At 32.7% G+C, this 21,851-nt stretch carries 17 protein-coding genes; 1 reads left to right on the top strand and 16 read right to left on the bottom strand.

The window, feature by feature from the left end; translation table 11 throughout:
- Position 1 precedes the first annotated feature (1 nt).
- From purS to CBF37_RS07840, 7 genes are all read right to left on the bottom strand, one after another.
- Positions 2 to 253, bottom strand: coding sequence for a phosphoribosylformylglycinamidine synthase subunit PurS (gene purS / locus CBF37_RS07870; protein ID WP_125984199.1), 252 nt, complete (start codon positions 251 to 253; stop codon positions 2 to 4).
- Positions 254 to 255: 2 nt separating this feature from the next.
- Positions 256 to 969 carry a phosphoribosylaminoimidazolesuccinocarboxamide synthase gene (purC, locus tag CBF37_RS07865; protein WP_240626688.1) on the bottom strand — a complete coding sequence of 238 codons (714 nt, stop codon included), beginning with the start codon at positions 967 to 969 and terminating at the stop codon, positions 256 to 258.
- 790 nt (positions 970 to 1,759) lie between these two features.
- Positions 1,760 to 3,052 carry an adenylosuccinate lyase gene (gene purB, locus CBF37_RS07860; protein ID WP_125984198.1) on the bottom strand — a complete coding sequence of 431 codons (1,293 nt, stop codon included), beginning with the start codon at positions 3,050 to 3,052 and terminating at the stop codon, positions 1,760 to 1,762.
- Positions 3,053 to 3,065: 13 nt separating this feature from the next.
- Positions 3,066 to 4,181 (bottom strand): 5-(carboxyamino)imidazole ribonucleotide synthase, encoded by a 1,116-nt coding sequence (gene purK / locus CBF37_RS07855; RefSeq protein ID WP_420824170.1) that lies wholly within the window; start codon positions 4,179 to 4,181, stop codon positions 3,066 to 3,068.
- 1 nt (position 4,182) lies between these two features.
- Positions 4,183 to 4,671: a 5-(carboxyamino)imidazole ribonucleotide mutase gene (purE, locus tag CBF37_RS07850; protein WP_125984196.1), complete on the bottom strand. Its 489-nt coding sequence runs from the start codon at positions 4,669 to 4,671 to the stop codon at positions 4,183 to 4,185.
- A 933-nt stretch (positions 4,672 to 5,604) separates the two neighbouring features.
- Positions 5,605 to 7,281 (bottom strand): formate--tetrahydrofolate ligase, encoded by a 1,677-nt coding sequence (locus tag CBF37_RS07845; RefSeq protein WP_125984195.1) that lies wholly within the window; start codon positions 7,279 to 7,281, stop codon positions 5,605 to 5,607.
- Positions 7,282 to 8,408: 1,127 nt separating this feature from the next.
- Entirely contained in the window at positions 8,409 to 9,212 is an 804-nt protein-coding gene (locus CBF37_RS07840) for a hypothetical protein (RefSeq protein WP_125984194.1), read from the bottom strand.
- 437 nt (positions 9,213 to 9,649) lie between these two features.
- Between CBF37_RS07840 and apf the strand changes: the two genes are divergently transcribed.
- Positions 9,650 to 10,225, top strand: a complete 576-nt coding sequence (gene apf, locus CBF37_RS07835; protein WP_125984193.1) for an aggregation-promoting factor — start codon at positions 9,650 to 9,652, stop codon at positions 10,223 to 10,225.
- Positions 10,226 to 10,335: 110 nt separating this feature from the next.
- Here apf and CBF37_RS07830 read toward each other — a convergent pair whose 3' ends face one another.
- The 9 genes from CBF37_RS07830 to CBF37_RS07790 all read right to left on the bottom strand — a co-directional run bounded on the left by CBF37_RS07830 (position 10,336) and on the right by CBF37_RS07790 (position 21,835).
- Positions 10,336 to 11,052, bottom strand: a complete 717-nt coding sequence (locus tag CBF37_RS07830; protein WP_125984192.1) for a LutC/YkgG family protein — start codon at positions 11,050 to 11,052, stop codon at positions 10,336 to 10,338.
- Positions 11,052 to 12,518, bottom strand: a complete 1,467-nt coding sequence (locus CBF37_RS07825; RefSeq protein ID WP_125984191.1) for a LutB/LldF family L-lactate oxidation iron-sulfur protein — start codon at positions 12,516 to 12,518, stop codon at positions 11,052 to 11,054. Before CBF37_RS07825 ends, CBF37_RS07830 begins: the two co-directional genes overlap by 1 nt.
- Positions 12,519 to 13,289: a (Fe-S)-binding protein gene (locus CBF37_RS07820; RefSeq protein WP_125984190.1), complete on the bottom strand. Its 771-nt coding sequence runs from the start codon at positions 13,287 to 13,289 to the stop codon at positions 12,519 to 12,521. It abuts the gene before it with no gap.
- A gap of 252 nt (positions 13,290 to 13,541) precedes the next feature.
- Positions 13,542 to 14,774 carry a dicarboxylate/amino acid:cation symporter gene (locus CBF37_RS07815; RefSeq protein WP_125984189.1) on the bottom strand — a complete coding sequence of 411 codons (1,233 nt, stop codon included), beginning with the start codon at positions 14,772 to 14,774 and terminating at the stop codon, positions 13,542 to 13,544.
- Positions 14,775 to 14,929: 155 nt separating this feature from the next.
- Positions 14,930 to 16,489, bottom strand: coding sequence for a histidine ammonia-lyase (hutH, locus tag CBF37_RS07810; RefSeq protein ID WP_125984188.1), 1,560 nt, complete (start codon positions 16,487 to 16,489; stop codon positions 14,930 to 14,932).
- A 12-nt stretch (positions 16,490 to 16,501) separates the two neighbouring features.
- A complete protein-coding gene (locus CBF37_RS07805) occupies positions 16,502 to 17,437 on the bottom strand; it encodes a nitronate monooxygenase (protein ID WP_125984187.1) in 936 nt (311 codons plus the stop codon).
- Between the two features lie 16 nt (positions 17,438 to 17,453).
- The gene (locus CBF37_RS07800) at positions 17,454 to 18,680 is read right to left on the bottom strand and encodes an L-lactate MFS transporter (protein ID WP_125984186.1); all 1,227 of its coding nucleotides are present in this window, start codon (positions 18,678 to 18,680) and stop codon (positions 17,454 to 17,456) included.
- Positions 18,681 to 18,684: 4 nt separating this feature from the next.
- Complete coding sequence (locus CBF37_RS07795) at positions 18,685 to 20,241, bottom strand: acyl CoA:acetate/3-ketoacid CoA transferase (RefSeq protein ID WP_125984185.1); 1,557 nt, start codon at positions 20,239 to 20,241, stop codon at positions 18,685 to 18,687.
- A gap of 238 nt (positions 20,242 to 20,479) precedes the next feature.
- Positions 20,480 to 21,835, bottom strand: coding sequence for a sigma-54 interaction domain-containing protein (locus tag CBF37_RS07790; protein ID WP_125984184.1), 1,356 nt, complete (start codon positions 21,833 to 21,835; stop codon positions 20,480 to 20,482).
- Positions 21,836 to 21,851 lie beyond the last annotated feature (16 nt).

The following is a 21,851-nucleotide window of genomic DNA, read 5'->3' as shown; positions in this document are numbered from 1 at the left end:
CTTAGTTGTCCTCCAATAATTCAACATAATAACTTTCCATATTAACATTAGCCAATAATTGGTCACTAATAGCTTTGGCAGCTTTAATTGCTTCTTCTTTTGTCTCTGCTTTTACATAAAAATCAAAAAACTTCCCAATTTTTACTTGAGAAATTTCACCCTGGTTTAAGCGATTCATAGCTTTTTCAATAACTTCTGCCTGTGGATCTAAAACAGATTCTTTGTAACTTACATATACCCTTATATTAAACATCTTTATTCTCCTCGTTTTTTTAATCGTTTTAAAATTTCTGTATAAATTGGAACAATTTCTCCTAAGTCTTTACGATAAATGTCCTTATCTAACGATTCCCTTGTTTCCTTGTCCCACAGTCTACAAGTATCTGGTGTTATTTCATCTGACAAAATAATGGTTCCATCACAATCTTTTCCAAATTCTAATTTAAAATCTACCAAAGTAATATTGATTGATAAAAATAACTCTTGTAACAACTTATTTATTTTTAGTGTTTCCTCTCTTAAAAATAGAATCTCTTCGTTTGTAGCAATTTTTAAAAATTCGATATGATCACTATTCACAAAAGGATCATCTAAGTCATCATTTTTGTAATAAAACTCAATAATTGGCGTAGTAAGTTCTAAGCCTTCTTCAACACCCAACCGCTTCACAAAACTTCCTGTCGCAATGTTTCTAAGAACAACTTCTAAAGGAATAATTTCTACCTTTTTTACCAGTTGTTCGTTTTCTGATAGTTGCTCTATCCAATGATGATTTATATTGTTTTTAGATAAAAAAGAAAAAATATTAGATGTAATTTTATTATTCAAAGAACCTTTTCCGACAACTTTATCTTTCCTCTTACCGTTCAAAGCAGTTGCTTGGTCTAAATATTCCAGCCTAAGTTCATTTCCTTTTTTTGTTGAATGTACGTTTTTAGCTTTACCTTCATATAAAATAGTTGAAACCACTTTGTATTCACCTCCTATTTAAGATCGTTTTTAAAAAAAATATTAATTTTGTTCGACTTTTCATCCAAAGTGTACCAAGTCAAAATCTGATAGTCAACTTTTAGTTAACATTATAGCGTTTATTTTTTATAATAGTTCGTTTTTATTCGTGTTTATTTATATTTTTGGAAAAAAGATTATTTTCATACCTTAAAAGCGAACAAAAAAAGAGCCTACAAAAAGGCTCTTACTTGTTTTTATTCTTAAATAATACAATAATACATCAATAAAAATAGTACAATAACTTCAATAATTTAAAGTAAATCTCGAATTAAAGACGAACTTGTATTTGACAATTCCAACTTATTCTTTTATTAGCTTTGATTATTATAATTGAAGTCTGTCTTTTTAATAATTTTTACCACTTTCTTCTGAGCTTTCACTCTTGCTTGATGGATGTTCACTATTTTTTGTGAAATTGTTCTTCTTATTTAAGCAATTTAACTTACCTAATAATCACAAAAAATTAACCAAACTCAAGAATAAAACGATTTTCACCAATTATCATATTTAATTGACACCTAGAAAAATTCTGTTATTAAAAATAAAATCTGATAATTTTAAAGTTGCTCTCTCTCTCATTAAAGAAACTAATTAGATATAAATCATATAAATTAGCCTACTAAACATTAACCAGCAATAATTTCTTATTATCTAATCTTCCATCTAATCTATTTCATTCATTTTTTATTTTCTGATATAATTAAACACACTAGAGACCTTTGATGAAGAATTTGCGTGACCGATTGAGCTATATTTTTACTCGCTCAAAAATTGTGTTAACTTGCTTAATGTGATAATTATAATCAAAAGCATCATCAATCTCTTCATTAGATAAAATAGATGTGATTCTTTTATCTTCTTCTAATAGCGGTCTAAATTGGACTTGTCGATTCCAAGAGATAGCTGTTTTTGGTTGAATTAAATCATAAGCTTCTTCACGAGACATGCCTTTATCTATTAGTTTTAATAAAACTCGTTGACTGTAGATTAATCCAAAAGTTGCATCCATATTACGTTTCATATTTTTTGAGAAAACAGTTAGATTTTTGATAATGTCACCAAAACGATTTAGCATGTAATTTAAAAGAATCGTTGAGTCAGGGATGATAATTCGCTCGGATGATGAGTGCGAGATATCCCTTTCATGCCATAAAGAAACATTTTCGTAAGCTGTAACCATATGCCCTCGAATCACACGTGCTAAACCAGACATATTCTCTGAGCCAATTGGATTTCTTTTATGAGGCATTGCAGAAGATCCTTTCTGACCTTTTGCAAAAAATTCTTCTACTTCACGAATTTCTGATTTTTGAAGTCCTCTTATTTCTGTGGCGAATTTTTCAATACTAGTTGCAATTAAAGCTATTGAAGCCAAGTATTCCGCATGCAAATCACGAGGTAACACTTGAGTTGAAATAGCTTGAGCACGAATACCTAACTGATGACAAATATATTTTTCTACATATGGAGGTGTATTGGCAAATGTTCCAACTGCTCCACTTACTTTGCCAGCTTCAACACCACGTGCTGCGTGTTCAAAACGCTTAATATTTCTTTCCATTTCCGAATACCATAAAGCTAGTTTTAGACCAAATGTTGTTGGTTCCGCATGAACTCCGTGAGTTCTCCCCATCATAACAGTGTGTTTATGTTCTTTTGCTTTTTCAGCTAAGATATCTTTAAAGTTATTTAAGTCCCTACGTAAAATTTCATTTGCTTGTTTTAATAAATAACCATAAGCAGTATCTACCACATCAGTACTAGTTAATCCGTAATGAACCCACTTTCTTTCTTCTCCTAGACTTTCTGAGACCGTCCTTGTAAAAGCCACTACATCATGTCTAGTTTCTACTTCAAGTTCTATAATTCGATGAATATCGAAGCTAGCATTTTCACGAATTTTTTTTGCATCTTCTTTGGGTACTACACCAAGTTCAGCCCAAGCTTCAGCGGCTAAAATCTCAACCTCTAACCAAGCTTGATAACGATTTTTATCTGTCCAAATATTTCCCATTTCTTTTCTTGTATAACGTTCTAACATTGTGCTCCCCACTCTATTTCCAAATTTTTGTTTTTTTAATTTCTTCCAAGCTTTTATTAATGTTATCAGTCATAATAGTGATATGTCCCATCTTTCTACCAGCTTTAATTTCTTCTTTTCCATAATAATGAAAGTACCAGTCAGGCTTTTCAGAAATATAAGCTTGAGAACGAGTAACTTCTTCTCCTAATAAATTTAACATTATCGTTGGTTGATATAGAGATATTTTGGGCAACGGCCAACCACAGATTCCTCTAATATGCAAATCAAATTGACTGACATTACATCCTTCAATCGAATAGTGACCTGAATTATGAGGCCTAGGTGCAATTTCATTCACAATTACCTCTTTCTCCCTTGTCACAAACATTTCAATGGTCATTACTCCTTGCGTTTTTAAGGTTTCTGCTACCTTTAACGCAATTTGGCGCGCATTCTCAAGAGTCGATGAAGAAACTTCTGCTGGCACAATCGATTTAAATAAAACATTATTTTTATGATGATTTTCAGCTACTGGAAAAACTTCATAAGTATGATTCCTATCTCCTGCAACAATCACAGAAATTTCTTTTTCAAATTCAATCCAAGATTCTAAAACACAAGTAGATTTTTCTAATAATCTTTCAGCTTCATTTATATCTGATTCGTCATGAATAACAATTTGCCCTTTACCATCATAACCACCTAAGCAGGTTTTTAATACTGAGGGGTAACCTATTTTTTGAACAGCTTTTTTTAACTCTTCTACTGTTTGTATAATCTCATAAGACGCAATTGGTAAGTTCAACTTATTTAAAAAAGCTTTCTCATATTCCCTGTTTTTACTAATAATTAACATCTGAATTCCTTGAGGGAGTTTTTCTTCTGAGACATATTTTTTTAATACATTGGCATTCACATTCTCAAACTCATAAGTCACAACCGAGGATTTTTCAACTAATTCTTTTATAGCTTTTTCATCATCATAATCAGCTGTTATTGACCAATCAGCAACTTGAGCTGCTGGTGCGTTTGAAACAGGATCTAATATACCTACACAAAATCCCATTTCCTTAGCGCTAAGCGCCATCATTTGGCCTAATTGGCCTCCACCTATAATACCAATTGTTTCTTCCCCTGGTTTTATTATATTAGTCAAGATGAACCTCACTCTCTAACACAGCCTCTTTCATGTCATCTCGATAAGTTGTTAATTTTCTTGTTAACTTATCATCAGTAATGGCTAGCATTTCAACTGCTAATAAGCCGGCATTTTTAGCACCAGCACTCCCAATGGCAGTTGTTGCAACTGGTATTCCCCCAGGCATTTGAACAATCGAAAGTAGTGAATCAAAGCCTTTTAAATTTTTTGATTCTACAGGAACCCCAATAACAGGTAATGTTGTTTTTGAAGCTATCATTCCTGGTAAATGAGCTGCCCCACCAGCTCCCGCAATAATAATTTTACCGCCATTTTCTTTTGCTTTCTCAGCAAAATCTAACATTAAATCTGGTGTTCTATGGGCAGAAATTATTTTTTTTTCATAAGAAACATCAAATTCATCAAGAATCAAGCAGGCCTCTTTCATCGTTGGCCAATCAGAGATACTTCCCAATACAACATAAATATCATTCATCATCAGAACTCCTCTCGTTTTACTCATTCTATCAAGTAAAAAAAAAGAGGTCAACTTTTTAACGAATTTTATTTAAAAACAAATGTTAATCGTTCGCTTTTAAATTTTTTATATTTTTTACTTAAAACATTATATAACTGGTTATTCTTTTCATTTCAAAAGATCCTTTCTGAGATTAACACTCTAAAAAAATTGTTATTCTTAAAATATTTATGTGTAAGAAAATGTTAACATTCTCTTCCTAAAATATATGCTTAATAAATTATTTTTAATAAAACATCTACTTATAAATAAAGTTTTTACCTACTTATGTTTATAATTCTGTTATTGATTTAGCTTAATATATAAATCAAGTACACTTCTAATAAGGTTTCCCTTCTCATAAGCAACTTAACCTGATACGTTATTTTATTCGCACGGAAACCCACTCATATAAGATATCAGATAAAAACTAAATATCACAGATTTCAATAGAAAAAACTTTAACATCCATCTAAATCACTTGATAAAAATACGAACTATCAAACAAATTATTAATCTATTCACAAATATTTCTTCCATCATTATGCATACAATGCATTTCCGGTGCTCATCAGGAATAGATTAACAAAAATTTTAGTAGTATAAGATAATTGCCATCTTTTACAGTATTACCTAAAATAACGATCGATTCTTTGCTATCAGCTATGGAAGCTTCAATTTTCCTATCCCTTTTTTTGTTAAACAATTACAAAAACTGTAGTAGATACAACTGAGTAATCATTCTTTTAAGCTAAGCTACTCATTTTAATCACGGCTGAGTAAAAGGAAATTAAATTTTTTTCATAATCTCCACTAGATAAAAAAGAAAGAATTCAGTAAATTATTTTCCACTCCAAGTTGAAAAATTATCATCTATCCTAGAGATTACAGTGATTTTTATATTACTACCTAATCTTAAAATAGGCCTGTAATATTACCTTTAGCATCAATATCAATTCTTTCTGAAGCCGGAGATTTCGGCAAACCTGGCATTGTCATAACTGCACCAGTTAATGCAACGATAAATCCAGCACCTGCTGATACTTTCAAGTTTCGAATTGTAACACTAAAATCTTTTGGTGCACCAATTAATGCTTGATCATCCGATAAGGAATATTGTGTCTTAGCCATACAAATTGGCATATTACCAAATCCAAACTCTTCTAATTTTTGTAACTGTTTACGAGCAGTAGGTACGATTTCTACACCTATACCACCATAAACTTTTTGGACGATTTTATTTAATTTTTCTTCAATACTGTCTTCTAAATCATAAACAAATTGGAAGTTATTAGGACGTTTTGTTAGTTCTATAACTTTTTCTGCTAAGTCTTTTCCTCCCTCACCACCATTTGCCCAGACATCTGAAAGAACAACATCTACACCACGCTCTTTACAAGCTTCTTCAACGGCTGCTAATTCGGCATCTGTATCGAGTGGAAATTTATTAATAGCGACTACTAATGGCATTCCATATACATCTTGAATATTTTGGATATGTTTATCTAGGTTAGTTAGACCAATCATAACTGCTTCAACATTTTCCGATTCTAATTCTTTCTTAGGTACACCACCATGCATTTTAAGTGCTCGAATTGTTGCTACTAAAACAACCGCATCTGGTTTTAAGTTACCTAAGCGGCATTTAATATCAATAAATTTTTCAGCACCTAAATCTGCACCAAACCCTGCTTCAGTAATAGCATAATCTGCATACTTTAAAGCTAATTTTGTTGCAATAACACTATTGCAGCCGTGAGCGATATTTGCAAATGGTCCACCGTGAATAATTACTGGTGTATGTTCTAGTGTTTGCACCAAGTTAGGGTGAATCGCATCTTTTAGTAAAGTAGCCATAGCGCCTTCAGCTTTTAAATCCCCTGCAGTAATAGGTTGACCATCAAAGTTATAACCAATAATCATTCGTTTTAATTTAATTTTTAAATCTTCTAGATCATTGGCTAAACATAAAACAGCCATAATTTCTGATGCTACGGTAATATCATAACCATCTTCACGTGGTACTCCATTTGCACAGCCTTGAAGTCCGTTAACAACATGACGTAATTGACGGTCATTCATATCAACTACTCGTTTCCAAGTGATATTTCGACTATCAATGCCTAAAGCATTGCCATGATGGATATGATTATCAATTAAAGCTGCTAGTAAGTTATTAGCTGCACCAATGGCATGGAAGTCACCTGTAAAGTGTAAGTTAATATCTTCCATTGGAACGACTTGAGCATATCCTCCACCAGCAGCTCCACCTTTAACACCAAAAACTGGCCCCAAAGAAGGTTCTCTTAAAGCAATTATTGCTTTTTCACCTAATTTAGTAAGACCATCTGCTAAACCAACAGAAGTTGTTGTTTTACCTTCTCCAGCAGGCGTTGGTGTAATAGCCGTTACTAAAATCAGTTTACCGTCTTCTTTTCCTTTTAAAGGCTCTAACTCATGAGCATCTATTTTTGCTTTATAGTTACCATACAAAGTGAGCCTATCTTCCTCAATACCTAAAGGCTTAGCCACTTCTTTAATAGGTTTCATTTTTGCTTGTTTTGCAATTTCGATATCTGATAAATATGACATTTGTAAATGTTCATCCTTTCTGTTTTTAACAAATTTTTTTATTAATCTACTTTCAAAAGCCCTGCATAAATTTCATCTGTTAAACGATTGCTAACCTAAACCAGTAATTTTTCATCTTCTTAATAATGTTATAAAATAAAGTTTGTATCTTTGCAATTTAATAAATTAATTAATACATTTAACAAAGTGTCTTATAAAGAGATTAGTATATTTAATTCATATGCGACAGCTCCTTCTCTATCTTATGCATATTAATAAGCAATGATTTTATTTATTAAATTAACTATACATTATACTCAGATAAAATAAATAAAATTATTTCAAGATAAAATTTCTTAGATCTATATTATTCATTCTATTAAAAAACATAACTTTTTTATTAGCACTAAAAAATAACACTATATTATTAGACCTCCAACTATTGAAGCAGCGTAAATCACCACCTTTGGACGTACTTTTATTATTTTTTATCAGATAAAAAAATTAAAAACTAACTATTTTATTTTGTAATTTTTAATAAAAAATTTAGTCATTTTTTAACACTAAAATTTCTATTATGAATTAAGAAAGTTGATTCTTTCAGATGATTTTTCTTATTATAATTATTTTAAATTTTAGATATATCAGAAAAATTAAGATTCTTATCTTTTAGTTAAAATAAAATTAAACCTAAATAATTTTTATAAATTAACTAATTCAATGATAATTATAATGTCTTCTTTTATTCTCTAATTATGAGTTTTAGTCGCTTACTTCAAAAATAAAATAACGTGTTTTTCATTTCATATAAATAATCCCCATTTAAATTTTACAATAGAAATAACTGTTATAAACAAAAGGTTGTTTACTATTAAATTTTTGTATCTATTTATTTAGCAACAGGAGAAATTTAACTAATTTAATTAATTTAAAAATTACTTTTAAATTAATGTTTACCTTTGAACTATAAGTACCCCACATTCATTATCAAAAAAAATCCTAAAGAACCTTGGTTTTCAATTTTATATTTTTTTCATAAAAATACACCTCTAAAGTTAGACATCTTATTCTAACTTTAGAGGTGTTCTACAGAGCAATCGGTTTGGTCTTTAATCTAGTTTTGCCACTTTTATAGGCTAAAACCTTCTTTATGAAAAACTAATTTTTTTATGTACCCTTTGAAAAGTTTCTCTCGAAAAATTTAAATTATTATAAACAGCTACTTTTTCAGCTACCTCGAGCATCAAGATACTGATTTCTTTTGTAAATCCTGACAATTCCTTAATATCTAATGGTGTATAACTTGCTAAAAAGGCTTTTTCTAAATGTGAGAGTTGTGATCGCTGTCCCTCATATTTGCTCCAATCATACAATTGATTGGGACAAATTCCTTTCGCCATATACCATAGTGATACCAAACTTTGTTTCATTGCTAATGAAATAAACTCTAAGTGGTTAATTTCCCCTCGCTTCCAGCAACGATATAGCTCGAAATAATTTGCATAATATCGATTTAATAATAGATCAAAATCTTCTTGAGATGCACGGTATTGAATTGATTGGGAGTATTCCATAACTCTTTGAATTAGTCCATTATCTTTAACTATATCAATTTCTTTAATCCATAGACTAGGCTGCAGCGTTGATTCCGTATAAACGTACAAATCTAATTTTATAAATGTTACGTAATGGATAATCGAAAAATCCTCTCGAAAAGATTCAATGAAAAGAATTTCACCGATTGTATGAATAATATCTAGTTGTTTTTTCTTTGTATTAATTCCATCTCTTAAAACTATCCTTGCATCAATATTAGAATAGTTATCTGCTCTTTTTGTTCCAATTGATCCGCCAAAAAAACAGCCAACAATATCATTATCCTCTTTTACTAAACGAATTAATCTATTTTTCAAGCGGTCTCTTTCAACCGGTAAATTAGAATCGACTATCATCCTATCACCACCTCTCGCCTAACTATTATACCTTTAATTATATTAATTTCTAAAAAAATAGCAAAATATTTTTATTAACTATAGGTTTATAAAAAGTCAAAATGATGTCACTATAGAAATTTTGGTAATAGCCGTAATATTCTATTTATTTTCAATCTAAATTTTTGAATATTATTAAACTTTTAAATGCACATTATAGCAATTCATTGTTTTAAAATTATACAAAATATGATTAATTTGTATTTTTTTCATATTTTTCTATAAATTAAAATTATGTCGTGGAATATCTATTTGTAACAATTTCAGTTTTTTCTGTCATAAAAATTCATTAAATCTTTTACCTAAGAAATATTTTTAAGTGTTAAAGTATTGTTTGTCGATAAGAACGACACTAAAACTATAAACACTTAATTGTGAAAAGGAGCTTTCTTATTTTTATGAAATCACTAAAAACTTTATTTTTAGGAACAACTTTTGCTATCGGATTATTATTTGGAACTCAAGCATTTGCTGATACATTGCATACAGTAAAACCAGGAGATACACTGTCTGAAATTTCAACACAGTACTTTGGCAATAAAAATGCAATCGATAAAATTGCACAAGACAATAATATTAAAGATATTCACTTTATTTATGTCGGCCAACAATTAACAATCAAAACAGATAGTAATGCTCAAACTACAAACACACAAACAGTTGACTCAACAGAATCAGAACAAGCAGTCGAACCAGTACAAACTGTTCAACCTGCACAACAACAAGAAACAGTCCAAGCCGATTACGCAGGTCAATCTTCAAGCGCGAAAGAATGGATTGCACAAAAGGAATCTGGCGGCAGCTATTCTGCAACAAATGGACATCATATTGGTCGTTACCAATTAGATCCTAGTTATTTAAACGGTGATCATTCACCTGCCAATCAAGAACGTGTTGCTGATAACTATGTTGAAAATCGTTATGGTTCATGGGAAAATGCTAAAACATTTTGGTTAAACAACGGTTGGTATTAAACTTGCCTAATCTTTACAAATAATGTCCGGACACAGCCTGCTGATTTTATCAGTAGGTTTTTTTTATCATAAAAAATGTCAGCATTGACTGCCGACATCTATTGTCACATTTACATATCTTCAATAACTACATAAAATACTTTTACCGGACCGTGTAATCCAACGACTAATTGCATTTCAATATCTCCAGAATTGGATGGTCCCGAAATAAAATGAATAGCAGATCCAACTTTTTCTCCAGCTAATATCTTTTTATCATAGTACGCAGCTGCTTGAGTCGTTCGTGGAACAAGTTTGCTTTTCGGGATTAATGAAATATAATAATTTGGTAAAAAGTGCAGCGTTCTACCTTGCTCTGCTGAAGTCTCAACAACTACAGAGCATGATTCAGCTAAAAGAAATTCCGCAAAAGCAATTGATAAATTTGAATTCTGAGCAGTTGAAATATTAGTTTCTCTAAACTCCGGTCCTTTTTGCCAATAGTTTATGTCATCATCATAACGTTCTTTAAATAAATCAAAAATAGAATCATCAAAATTATCTATTGATGGCAACATGATTGGACCACCACCACATTCATCAACGATAGCATTAATTACTTCTGATAACTGTCCTTTAGTAGTCTCAAATATTTGCACGCCAATCTGATCCGCACGGTCTTTACAAATATCCAATAATTCATCAGGTGTTTTATCCGACAGTGTTTCAAATGGAAGGTTATTCATCGGCTGAAAAGGATGTTCCTCAACCGATTGCGGAGTAGTTCCTAATTTATCATAGAGATTCTCAAGAAACGCCTCACGATTTTGAATTTTTGAATTTACCATTATTTATCACCTTCCTTATGTTCTTTGAACCATTCTCTAAAGCTGTCAGAATATTTAGGTGGACGTGGTAAGTCACGTACATCAGTCCATCCTTTTACTAATCCTGGTCCTTTATCAATATATCCGCCATATCGATACATATTTTGAACTTTAATACCCTTTTTCTTACTTAAAGGACCCATTCCACCATGTGCCATATGAAGCGCCATTTTGAATAATCTAGGTGAAGCTGTACCTTTCCCGACAACTTTCATTTGAACATCTTCAAAACCATGCTGCATTTTTAAATCATCCGTCATTACTTTTCTATGCTCTATCAGCAAGTTATGTAAAGGAATTTTAACAGGACAAGTTTCAGTACAAGCCCCGCAAAGACTTGAGGCATATGGCAACTCTTTATATTGCTTATACCCACCTAAAATGGGTGACAATACTGCACCAATTGGTCCTGGATAGATTGATCCATAACCTTCACCGCCAATATGACGATAAACTGGACAAACATTTAAGCAAGAACCACAACGAATACATTGAAGAACCGGTTGAAAAACCGTCCCTAAAGCTTTCGAACGTCCATTGTCTAAAATAACGACATGAAAATCATCTGGTCCATCAGATTCATCACTATTTTTTCGACCAGCAAATGTACAATAGGTTGTTAATACTTGACCTACAGCGCTTCGCGCTAATAAATTATCTAAAACTTCAGCTTCTTTCATTGATGGAACAATGCGTTCCATCCCCATTAGTACTACTTGCGTTTTAGGTATACTTATTGTTAAATCAGCATTACCTTCATTAGTATCAAGGTTAATCATACCACTATCAGCAATTGCAAAATTACAACCCGTTATCCCCATATCTGCATCCAAAAAGAATTTACGCATTACTTCACGAGCACACTTTGCTAGGTTTTTAGGATCATTATCACCCTTATAACCTAATTTTTTTTCAAAAACCTGTCTAATTTGTTCACGATTTTTATGAATCGCTGGAAAAACAATATGAGAAGGTTCGTCCCAATTATCCATTTGTAAAATAAACTCTGCTAAATCAGTTTCCATGACATTGACATCATCCAAACCTAAAAGCATTGGATCAATATCAACTTCTGTCGTAACCATAGATTTAGACTTCACAATTTTTTTTGCTTGTTTTTCAATAACCAGCTGCTTCACATAATTCTGCGCTTCTTCCGCTGTTTGCGCAAAGAAAACATGACCTCCATTTTTTGCTACATTATCGCTAAATTGCTCAAGATAGTCTGGAAGATAATTAATTGAATGCTGGCGTATTTGTTCACCCAGTTCACGCCACTCTTGCCAGTTTCCTAAAGCATCTCTCGTATCTTCACGCTTCACCCATTGTGTGTCTTGTGCTTTTGCTACAGCTTGTTGCATAAATTTATCTTTTTTGCTTTCTTCAATGCGCTCTTTGAAAGGTTTCGTGCTTGTTGATAATCCCATCTATTTTTCCTCCGTTGCTGCAATAGCTTGCCTATTAATTTTTGTCTCATCCACATTACTATTCAATACTTCAGCAATGTGCATAATCTTAATCGGGTGTCCATCTCGATTAAATTTACCACCGATATTCATTAAACAACCCATATCAGCACTAATTAAAATTTCAGCCCCAGTATCAATAACGTCATTCATTTTTTCAGTAACCATTTCTTCAGATATTTCCGGCATTTTAACTGAAAAAGTCCCACCGAATCCACAACAATTATTAATGTGAGGTAATGGAATCATCTCTAACCCTTCCACATGATCTAATAAAATAAACGGAGCTTCTCGTTCACCTAGTAATCTTGTCATATGACAAGAACGATGATACGTAGCCTTACCGTCTAAATGTGCACCAACATCCGTTAATCCAACCACTCTATAAATAAATTGACTAAATTCATAAGTCTTTTCAGCAAGTTTAACTGCTTTTTCATAATAAATCGGATCTTTATCTTTAAGTAAATCAGGGTATTCGCGAAGCATCGCAACACATGATCCCGCACCACCAACAACATAATCTGAGTCTTCAAATGCATCAATTTGATTTCTAAAAGTTGCATAGCTTTTTTCTTCATAACCGCTATTAAAAGTCGGCTGACCGCAACAGATTTGTTTTTCTGGCAATGTCGTTTCGAAGCCTAACCTTTCTAATACTTCAACCATTGCAATTCCGACATTTGGGAACATTAAATCTACTACACAACTAGAAAAAATGCTTACTTTCATTTCCGAACCTCCTATTAGATATCTTTCATTTTAGTCATCTATTTATAATAATTATTATTCATATAATTTATTTTAACACTATTTTAATTCTAAATAAATATAGTAATGGCTATTATCTCACAAAAATACAAGTTATCTGCAAAAATACGGAATTTATAGCTTATTGATGTAAATTTCATTAGCAAATAATTATTTGTAATAATTATAAAAAAGAAGCACTACTCAATATAAATAAGTAATACTTCTTTTAAATTAAGATTTTAACCAATCTCGGCCTTCAATAAATCTTGTGACCATCATACCACATGTAATGTTGCTCAGTGAGTTAACAGTCGTTGCGAACATATCTGTAATGGTTGAAATAACAGCCATCATTGGTATCGCTTCAATTGGTAAGCCAAATAGTGATATCAACAAAACTTCCGCTGTGAATCCTCCGCTAGGTACCGCACCCATAACAACACCGACTAAAAACCCACCAGCAATAATACCCATTGCTGCTTCAAGTGAGTTCAATTCTCGACCAAACATACTAAAGAGTAAAACAACTTCAAGAACACCTGTCATCGCTGAACCATCTTTATGGACATTAGCTCCCAATGAAATGACTGTTTCTCTCACGTCTTCCGGCACACCAATTTTTTTTAGTGCTAAAATATTTGTCGGAATACATGCTGCACTAGAACTAGTACCTAAAGCCTGTAATGCAGCTGGCAAACTATTGCGCCAATATGATACAAACCCTTGATAACCACCTCCGAAAAACGCATAAATCGATGTAATAACAATCACATAGAAAAATGCGATTAGTATATACATAATAAGAGATTTAAGATAACCGCCCAAAACTTGATTACCAAGATTGCTTAAAGTAAAAGCAAAGTAAGCTCCTAAACCAACTGGTGCTACAAGCATGACTAATGAGATTAATTTCAATATAACCTCATTTAACGCCTCAATGATAGTTACTAAGGGCTGTGCTTTATCGCCTGTTAGTGAAATACCGACACCAAAAAACAAAGCAAAAATAATTAATGCCAATAAATGACTTTTATCAAAAAGATCCAAAAAATTACTGACACTGACGGTATCCACCAATACATTTCCAAGTGACTCGGTTGCATGATTCTGTTTAACAGCTTCAGTCCCCGACTTTAATTTGGAAACATCCAGTCCATCAAAAGGATTATAAAATTGATTTGCGATATACATTGTTGCTGTTGCAATTAAAATGGTTGCAACAAAAACAATTAATGTCCAAACCAAAATTCGTTTAACACGCTCCATACTTTGGTTGCTGACAATCGCTAACACCATACTTGTAAAGACCAAAGGAATAATCAATACAAAAATAAAATTTAAAAATAAGCGACCAATCGGCTCTAACTGTTTAGCAAAATCAGGAGTCATAATCCCTAGGACAGCACCAACTATTATTCCAATAAGTAGAAAAAAAGAACTCTTATAGTTTTTTAAAACTGACATAGTTCACCTCTTTTTACATACTTTCACTAAATGATTATACATCGTAAGAATATAATCGATGTATTCTAACACTAAATACTCTAATTTTTAATAAATAGATTATAAAAAAACTGCAGGCATGCATCGATTATCATCCCTGCAGATATTTTATTTGATTAAATATTGATTGTCACAGCATTTTCTACTGCATCAACGAACTCATCACTCATAATTAGATCAGTAATTGTTTCAAGTTCTTTGTACATTTCGATATTTTTATCTTCATCAATAAATTTACAATATTTTCTTACGACATCATAAGCTGCTTTAGTTCCTTTTCCTAGCTTGTGATCTGGTTGTTTCTCTGCTCTCATATCAATTGCTTGACATGCTGCTAAAATTTCAGTTGCTACAACACGAGATGTATTTTTTCCAATCTCTTTAGCTTTACGCGCAGCAATAGTTCCCATACTTACTAAATCTTCTTGATTTTCACAAGATGGAATAGAATCCACAGACGCTGGGTGCGCTAAAATTTTATTTTCTGATACTAATGCTGCAGCAGCATATTGTGTAATCATAAAACCAGAGTTTAATCCACTTTTAGCGACTAAGAATGAACTTAATTTACTGTGTTCCACATTAACTAATCTTTCCAAACGTCTTTCTGATACATTAGCAATTTCTGCTGTACCAATTCCTAAGAAATCAAACGGAAGTGCCATAGGTTGTCCGTGAAAATTTCCTCCAGAAATTGCACGTTTATCTCTAGTAATAATTGGATTATCAGTTACTGAATTCATTTCAATAGCTACTTTTTCACTGACAAAATTAATTGTATCTTTACTTGCACCATGAATCTGAGGCATACATCTTAATGAATAAGCATCTTGAACACGTAATTCACCTTGTTTTGTAACAAATGTACTACCTTCGACAAGAGCTCTGATATTACTAGCCGTTTGAACTTGTCCACGATGATTTCTAATAACATGTAACTCTTCATCAAACGCATCAATTATACCGTTTTGAGCTTCTAGAGATAATGCTCCAGCAATATCACTAACTTTTAACAATCTCATTGCATCATATAAAGCTAGACTGCCGGTTGCAGTTAATGCTTGTGTACCATTAATTAAAGCCAACCCTTCTTTTGAAGCCAATGACATCGTTTCGACACCTGCTTTAGCCATTGCATCTTTACCAGACATTCTAACGCCTTCATATTCTGCTTCACCTAAACCTAATATTGGCAATACCATATGTGATAAGGGAGCTAAATCTCCTGATGCCCCTAAAGAGCCTTTTTCTGGAATGATTGGTGACACATGTTTATTTAACATTTCAACCAATTTTTCAATAACACATAAACGAATACCTGAATAACCTTTTGTTAATGAGTTAGCGCGAATAGCCATGATAGCGCGAACAATATCTGTTGAGAAAGGATCTCCATAACCAGAGGCGTGTGTTCTGATTAAATTTTCTTGTAATTGAATTGAATCTTCTTTTGAAATCGAAACATTACATAATGAACCAAATCCTGTATTAATACCATATGTAACAATTTCATTGTCGACAATATCATCAACAATTTTTCTTGCACGATTTACTTCTTCAACTGCTTTATCGCTAATTTCAACAACAGCATCATATCTTGCAATAGCAACTAGTTCGTTTAATGTTAAATCATCACCTGTTAATACAACTGTTTTAATATCTTGAGCTTTTTTCATTTTATTTTCCTCCTAAAAGTTAACCTTTAAATTTTTTATTGTTTCTCTTGCATCGTTAAACATTGTTTCAATTATTTCTTTTGCTGGTTTTATTTCGCTTACTAAACCTGATGCCTGTCCAGCCATCACAGAACCATTTTCAATATCTCCTGCAGCTGCTTTTCTTGCTGACCCCATTGTTAATTCTTCAAGCTGCTCGCGTGGAACATTTTCTCTCTCCCACTTAATGTACTGTTCAATCATCTTATTGCGAATGCTACGTACAGGAGCTCCACCGTTTCTACCCGTAACCACAGTATCCATTTCTTCTGTGCTTGCTACAAACTCTTTCACGTTTTGTGGTATTGGACATTCTTCAGCCAGCATAAATGCTGTACCAACCTGAACACCACCAGCACCTAATGCATAAACCGCTGCTATGGAACTGCCTAAAGCTATACCGCCGGCTGCGATAACTGGAATATCAACTGCAGCAACAACTTGAGGTAAAAGAACCATTGTTGATAGTTCTCCAATATGACCACCGGCCTCTGACCCTTCTGCTACAACTGCTACAGCACCGATATCTTCCATTTTTTTTGCGATTTTTGCACTTGGTACAACCGGAATAACTTTAATACCTGCTTCATTGAAAGTATCCATATATTTTTTAGGTGTTCCTGCACCTGTTGTGACAACTTTTACGCCTTCTTCTACAACTACTTTTATCATATCCGGAATATTAGGTGCCATCAGCATCAAGTTAACTGCAAAGGGCTTATCGGTCATTTTTTTACAGTTTTTTACTTCTTCACGTAATTGTTCTTCACTCATACCTCCCGACGCAATAATCCCAAGTCCCCCTGCATTTGATACAGCTGCTGCTAATTGATATTTTGAGATTTGAGCCATTGCTCCTTGAAAAATTGGATACTTAATTCCTAAAATTTTTGTAATGTCTTTTTTCATGATAAAGTTCCTTTCATTAATTCTTTAATTGATTTGATAATAATTTTTTATAACAAACTGTTAGAATAAATCCGAAAATTGCCATCGCAAGTCCGACAATAAACGCTTGGGTAAAATCTCCACCATTTTTCTCAGCAATTGATGCTGATAATTTTGGGGCTATCATAGCCGCTATTGAATATCCTGCAAATACGAACGAATAATTTACACCTTGATATTTATCACCAAAACTATCCATTGTTAACGGCGGCATTAACGCATTGACACCACCCTCACATAAACCAAAACCTATCATTCCGATTGCAAATCCTACAACAGAATGAACGAAAATAAAGGATAATGCTGAGATACCAATAAAAACAAAGATAATCATCATAGTAATTGATCGTGTTAATTTGTCTGATAAACCGCCCCAAATTACTCGTCCAATACAATTACAAAAAGCATAAACACTGACGAATGTTGCCGCAATAATCGGCGTTAACTGGAACATACTCTCACCAATATCCGCTGCATTTGATGAAATCATCAATCCAGAAAATCCACCTGCTCCATAAATCAGAACAATTATATAAAACATCGGCTTCTTAAGAATTTGTTTCCAATTTAAATTCTTAACATAACCATTTTTGGAGGTTGATATTTCTTCTGCTTCTTTTCTTTCAATTGGTGCATTCTGAATTAAAAGACTGCAGATAACTGAAATAACTGCATAAATAATGCCGAGAATAACAAACGTCATTTTAATGTCAAATTTACCAATCAACCATGCTGAAAATGGTGCAAAAATCATGGTTCCTAAACCGATACCTGTAATAACCGTCCCCGACGCTAATCCTTTTTTATCAGGGAAAAAACGGATTGAATTATTGATACACGCGATATATCCTAAATTCAACCCAAAACCGCCTAAAATACCATAATTTAGATAAAGCATCCATTTAGCAGTTGAAAAACCAGTTAAAACAAAGGCAATCGCTAATAACATTGAGCTGAAGAAAATTAATTCCCTTGATTTTCCTTTATCTGAGATTATTCCGCCAAGCAACATTGGGAATGGTGATAACGCAATAGCAAGTGTAAAAGCAAACATGACATCTGATACTTGCCAACCATGTGCTTTTGCAATTGGTGAGGCGAAAACACTAAAAGCATAAATTCCACCTTGACAAACAATAATACCAACTGATGCGAATAGCACTACCCAACGATTGATTTCTTTACCATTTATATTTTTCGCCATCCCCTCACCTCATTAACTCAGCGAGTTCATCCCAATTTTCTCGGAATAAACCTAGTGACATTTTTTTCAATGATTCACTTATTTTAACTTCAAATTCCATCAAATCTAGGATATCTTTTTGTAAATCAATACCTGGTGCAATTTCAATTAGCACTAATTCACCAGAAATTAATTTAAAGACAGCACGTTCAGTAACAAAAATAACTTCCTGATTTTGTTTAGATGAAAATTCTCCATTAAAAGTTATTTGATTTACTTGGTTAACAAATTTTTTGTTGCGTCCTTCATTTAAAATAATCAATTGACCATCTTCAATTTTTGTTTCTAACCCACCTGCTGTAAAAGTACCTGTAAATACTAATTTTTTGGCTGTTTGAGAAATATTAATAAATCCACCACAACCAATCACTTGATTACCTAATTTACTAACATTGACATTACCATGTTTATCAACCTGAGCTAATCCAAGAACAGATAAATCAAGTCCTCCGCCATCGTAAAAATCAAATTGTGCTTGATGATCAATAATCATTTCACTGTTGTATGCATGTCCAAAATCTTTTAGTCCAGCAGGTACGCCACCGATTGCACCTGATTCTGTTGTTAATATGATTCTATCACTTACGCCCTCTTCAGCTGCTACTGTTGATACATTTACTGGAATTCCAACACCTAGATTTAAGACAGTCCCTTCTTCCAATTCCATAGCCGCTCTACGCGCAATAATTTTTCGGTTGTCAAGTGGCAACTTAGGAATACTATCAATAGGAATCTTAATTTCGCCGCTAAATGCCGGCTCATATTGTGTAGTACCAGTTTGAAAATGATTTTCCGGTTCCGACTCAATCACGTAGTCAACAATAATACCAGGGACATGTACATCTCTAGGATCTAAAGTACCATTTTTTACAACTCGTTCCACTTGAGCAATAACGATGCCACCGCTATTATGGGCTGCTTGAGCTATCGGCAAGACTTCCATATGTAAGCCTTCTTTAGATAAAGTTAAGTTACCATTTTCATCAGCATACGTACCTCTAATCATGCCAACTTGAATAGGGAAAGATGGGTAATACATCCATTCTTCATTATTTAAATTAATCACTTCAATAATATCTTCCGTTGTTACCTCATTCATCTTACCGCCTTCCACTCGCGGATCAACATAGGTCCCAGTTCCAACTTTAGTTATAAGTCCTGGGCGCTTAGCTGAAATTTCTCGATACAGTTGAGCCAGTACTCCTTGCGGAAAATTATATGCTTCACATTGGTTGTTTTGAATCATATCTGATAGCTTTGGTGATGACGCCTTGACAATTCCACCAATCCAACGTTTTAGCAATCCTGGATAGGATAAATGAGACATTCCTTTATCTTTTCTATCTCCCCAACAACTTGAATGAACAACTGTCAAATTTTTTGGAGAACCTGTTGCTAAAAACCTTTTTTCTATACCGATTGCTAATTCTTCATTAGCACATGCAAGCTCAAATCCACTTGCTGCAATGGTATCATTATCTCTTATGAGCATTGCTGCTTCTTCTCTTGTTATGACTTTCACATTTAATTACCTACCTTTCTATTATTACTACAAGTAAAAAATACCTCCTCTAAGTAATTTAAAATTTTAACTAGTTAATTATTGTGATAACAATAACATGCTATCTCGAATAAATATAAGCAAGTAACATGCCAACTTTTAAAAACCCTATAAAAAGGCGTTTTATAAATTAAAAAGAGATAATTTGTCATGCTCAATGACAAACTATCTCTTTGCTTTATTATAATGTATACTTTATTTACAATTTTAACTCTTCAATTTTTTTATAGATTAGTGGTCTGCTAACATGACAATTACTCGCAGCCTGGCTGATATTCCACTCTACATCAGTTAGTTTTTGTTTAAAGTATACTTTTTCTACAAATTGTAAAAATGTTTTATAATCACAGTTTTTAGCTAATTCTTGTAAGGAAGACTCTAAATTTAATTTATTGTCTAATTTTTTATCATTTTGTTCGTCATCAATTTCTATGTCTGAGGTAACCACCGTATACTCAATATAGTTCTTCAACTCTCTGACATTTCCCAACCATTCATTTGTAATCAAGTAATTTAAATTTTTAGGTGTTAGTATAATATTTTTTTGATACAAATTATTATATTTATCTAAAAAATGATTTGCTAAAGCCAATATATCTTGTCTGCGCTCGCGTAAAGGCGGAATAGTTATTGGAATAGCATTGATACGATAATATAAATCTCTTCTAAACCTTTTTTCTTCAACTTGTTCAAATAAATTTTGATTACAAGCTGAAATCAATCTAAACGAAACAGGAATTTCTTTTAAACTTCCCACTCTTCTAATTGTTGATGTTTCAAGTACTCGCAAAAGTTTTGTCTGAAGATTTAGCGGCATTTCAGATATTTCATCTAAAAATAAAGTCCCTCCACTTGCAGCTTCAATTAGACCCATTTTATTTTCTTCTGCACCAGTAAAAGTACCCTTCTCATGACCAAAGAATTCTGATTCGAATAGATTTTCAGGTATTGCTGCACAATTAATCGCAATAAATGGTTTATCTGCTACCGTGCTATGTCTATGGATATAATTAGCAATTACTTCTTTTCCAACACCTGATTCACCTAAAATTAAGATTCGACTATTATATTGAGACACTTGTTTACAGACACGTAAAATTTTCTTTAATTCAAAGCTTTCGGCAACAATGCCACCGCAGTCATCAATGTTCTGGTTTTGGTCTGATTTTTCTACATGATCTCTAGGAATTTTTTCAACATCTCTTAACCATCTCTTAACTTCCGCTTCATCAATCGGATCTGATTTAGTTACAACCAAATGTAAAGTTCCATCTGGAAAGAAGATAGGAGAAGATTTTGATTTTATTTGATAACCTACTCTAGTTTTCAAGTCAACACTTGAAGGTTCCTGGGTTTTCAATGTCTTAATCGTCGCTGATCCGTCATATAATTTCTCATTAACAAGATCATACACATTTGAATTCAATAACTCTCCCAGAGGAATACCTAATGTCATTGCTGTAAATTCATTTGCTAATAAGATATTCCCATGTCTATCTGTAACAAAGAGTGTCGTTACATCATTATTCATAAAATCCGCTACTGTGTCTACCATAACTTAAACCCCTTCA

This window comes from Vagococcus vulneris (assembly GCF_003950515.1).
Taxonomy (GTDB): Bacteria; Bacillota; Bacilli; order Lactobacillales; family Vagococcaceae; genus Vagococcus; species Vagococcus vulneris.
The sequence above is the reverse complement of the archived record's forward strand: the minus strand, read 5'-3'. Positions and strand labels throughout refer to the sequence as shown.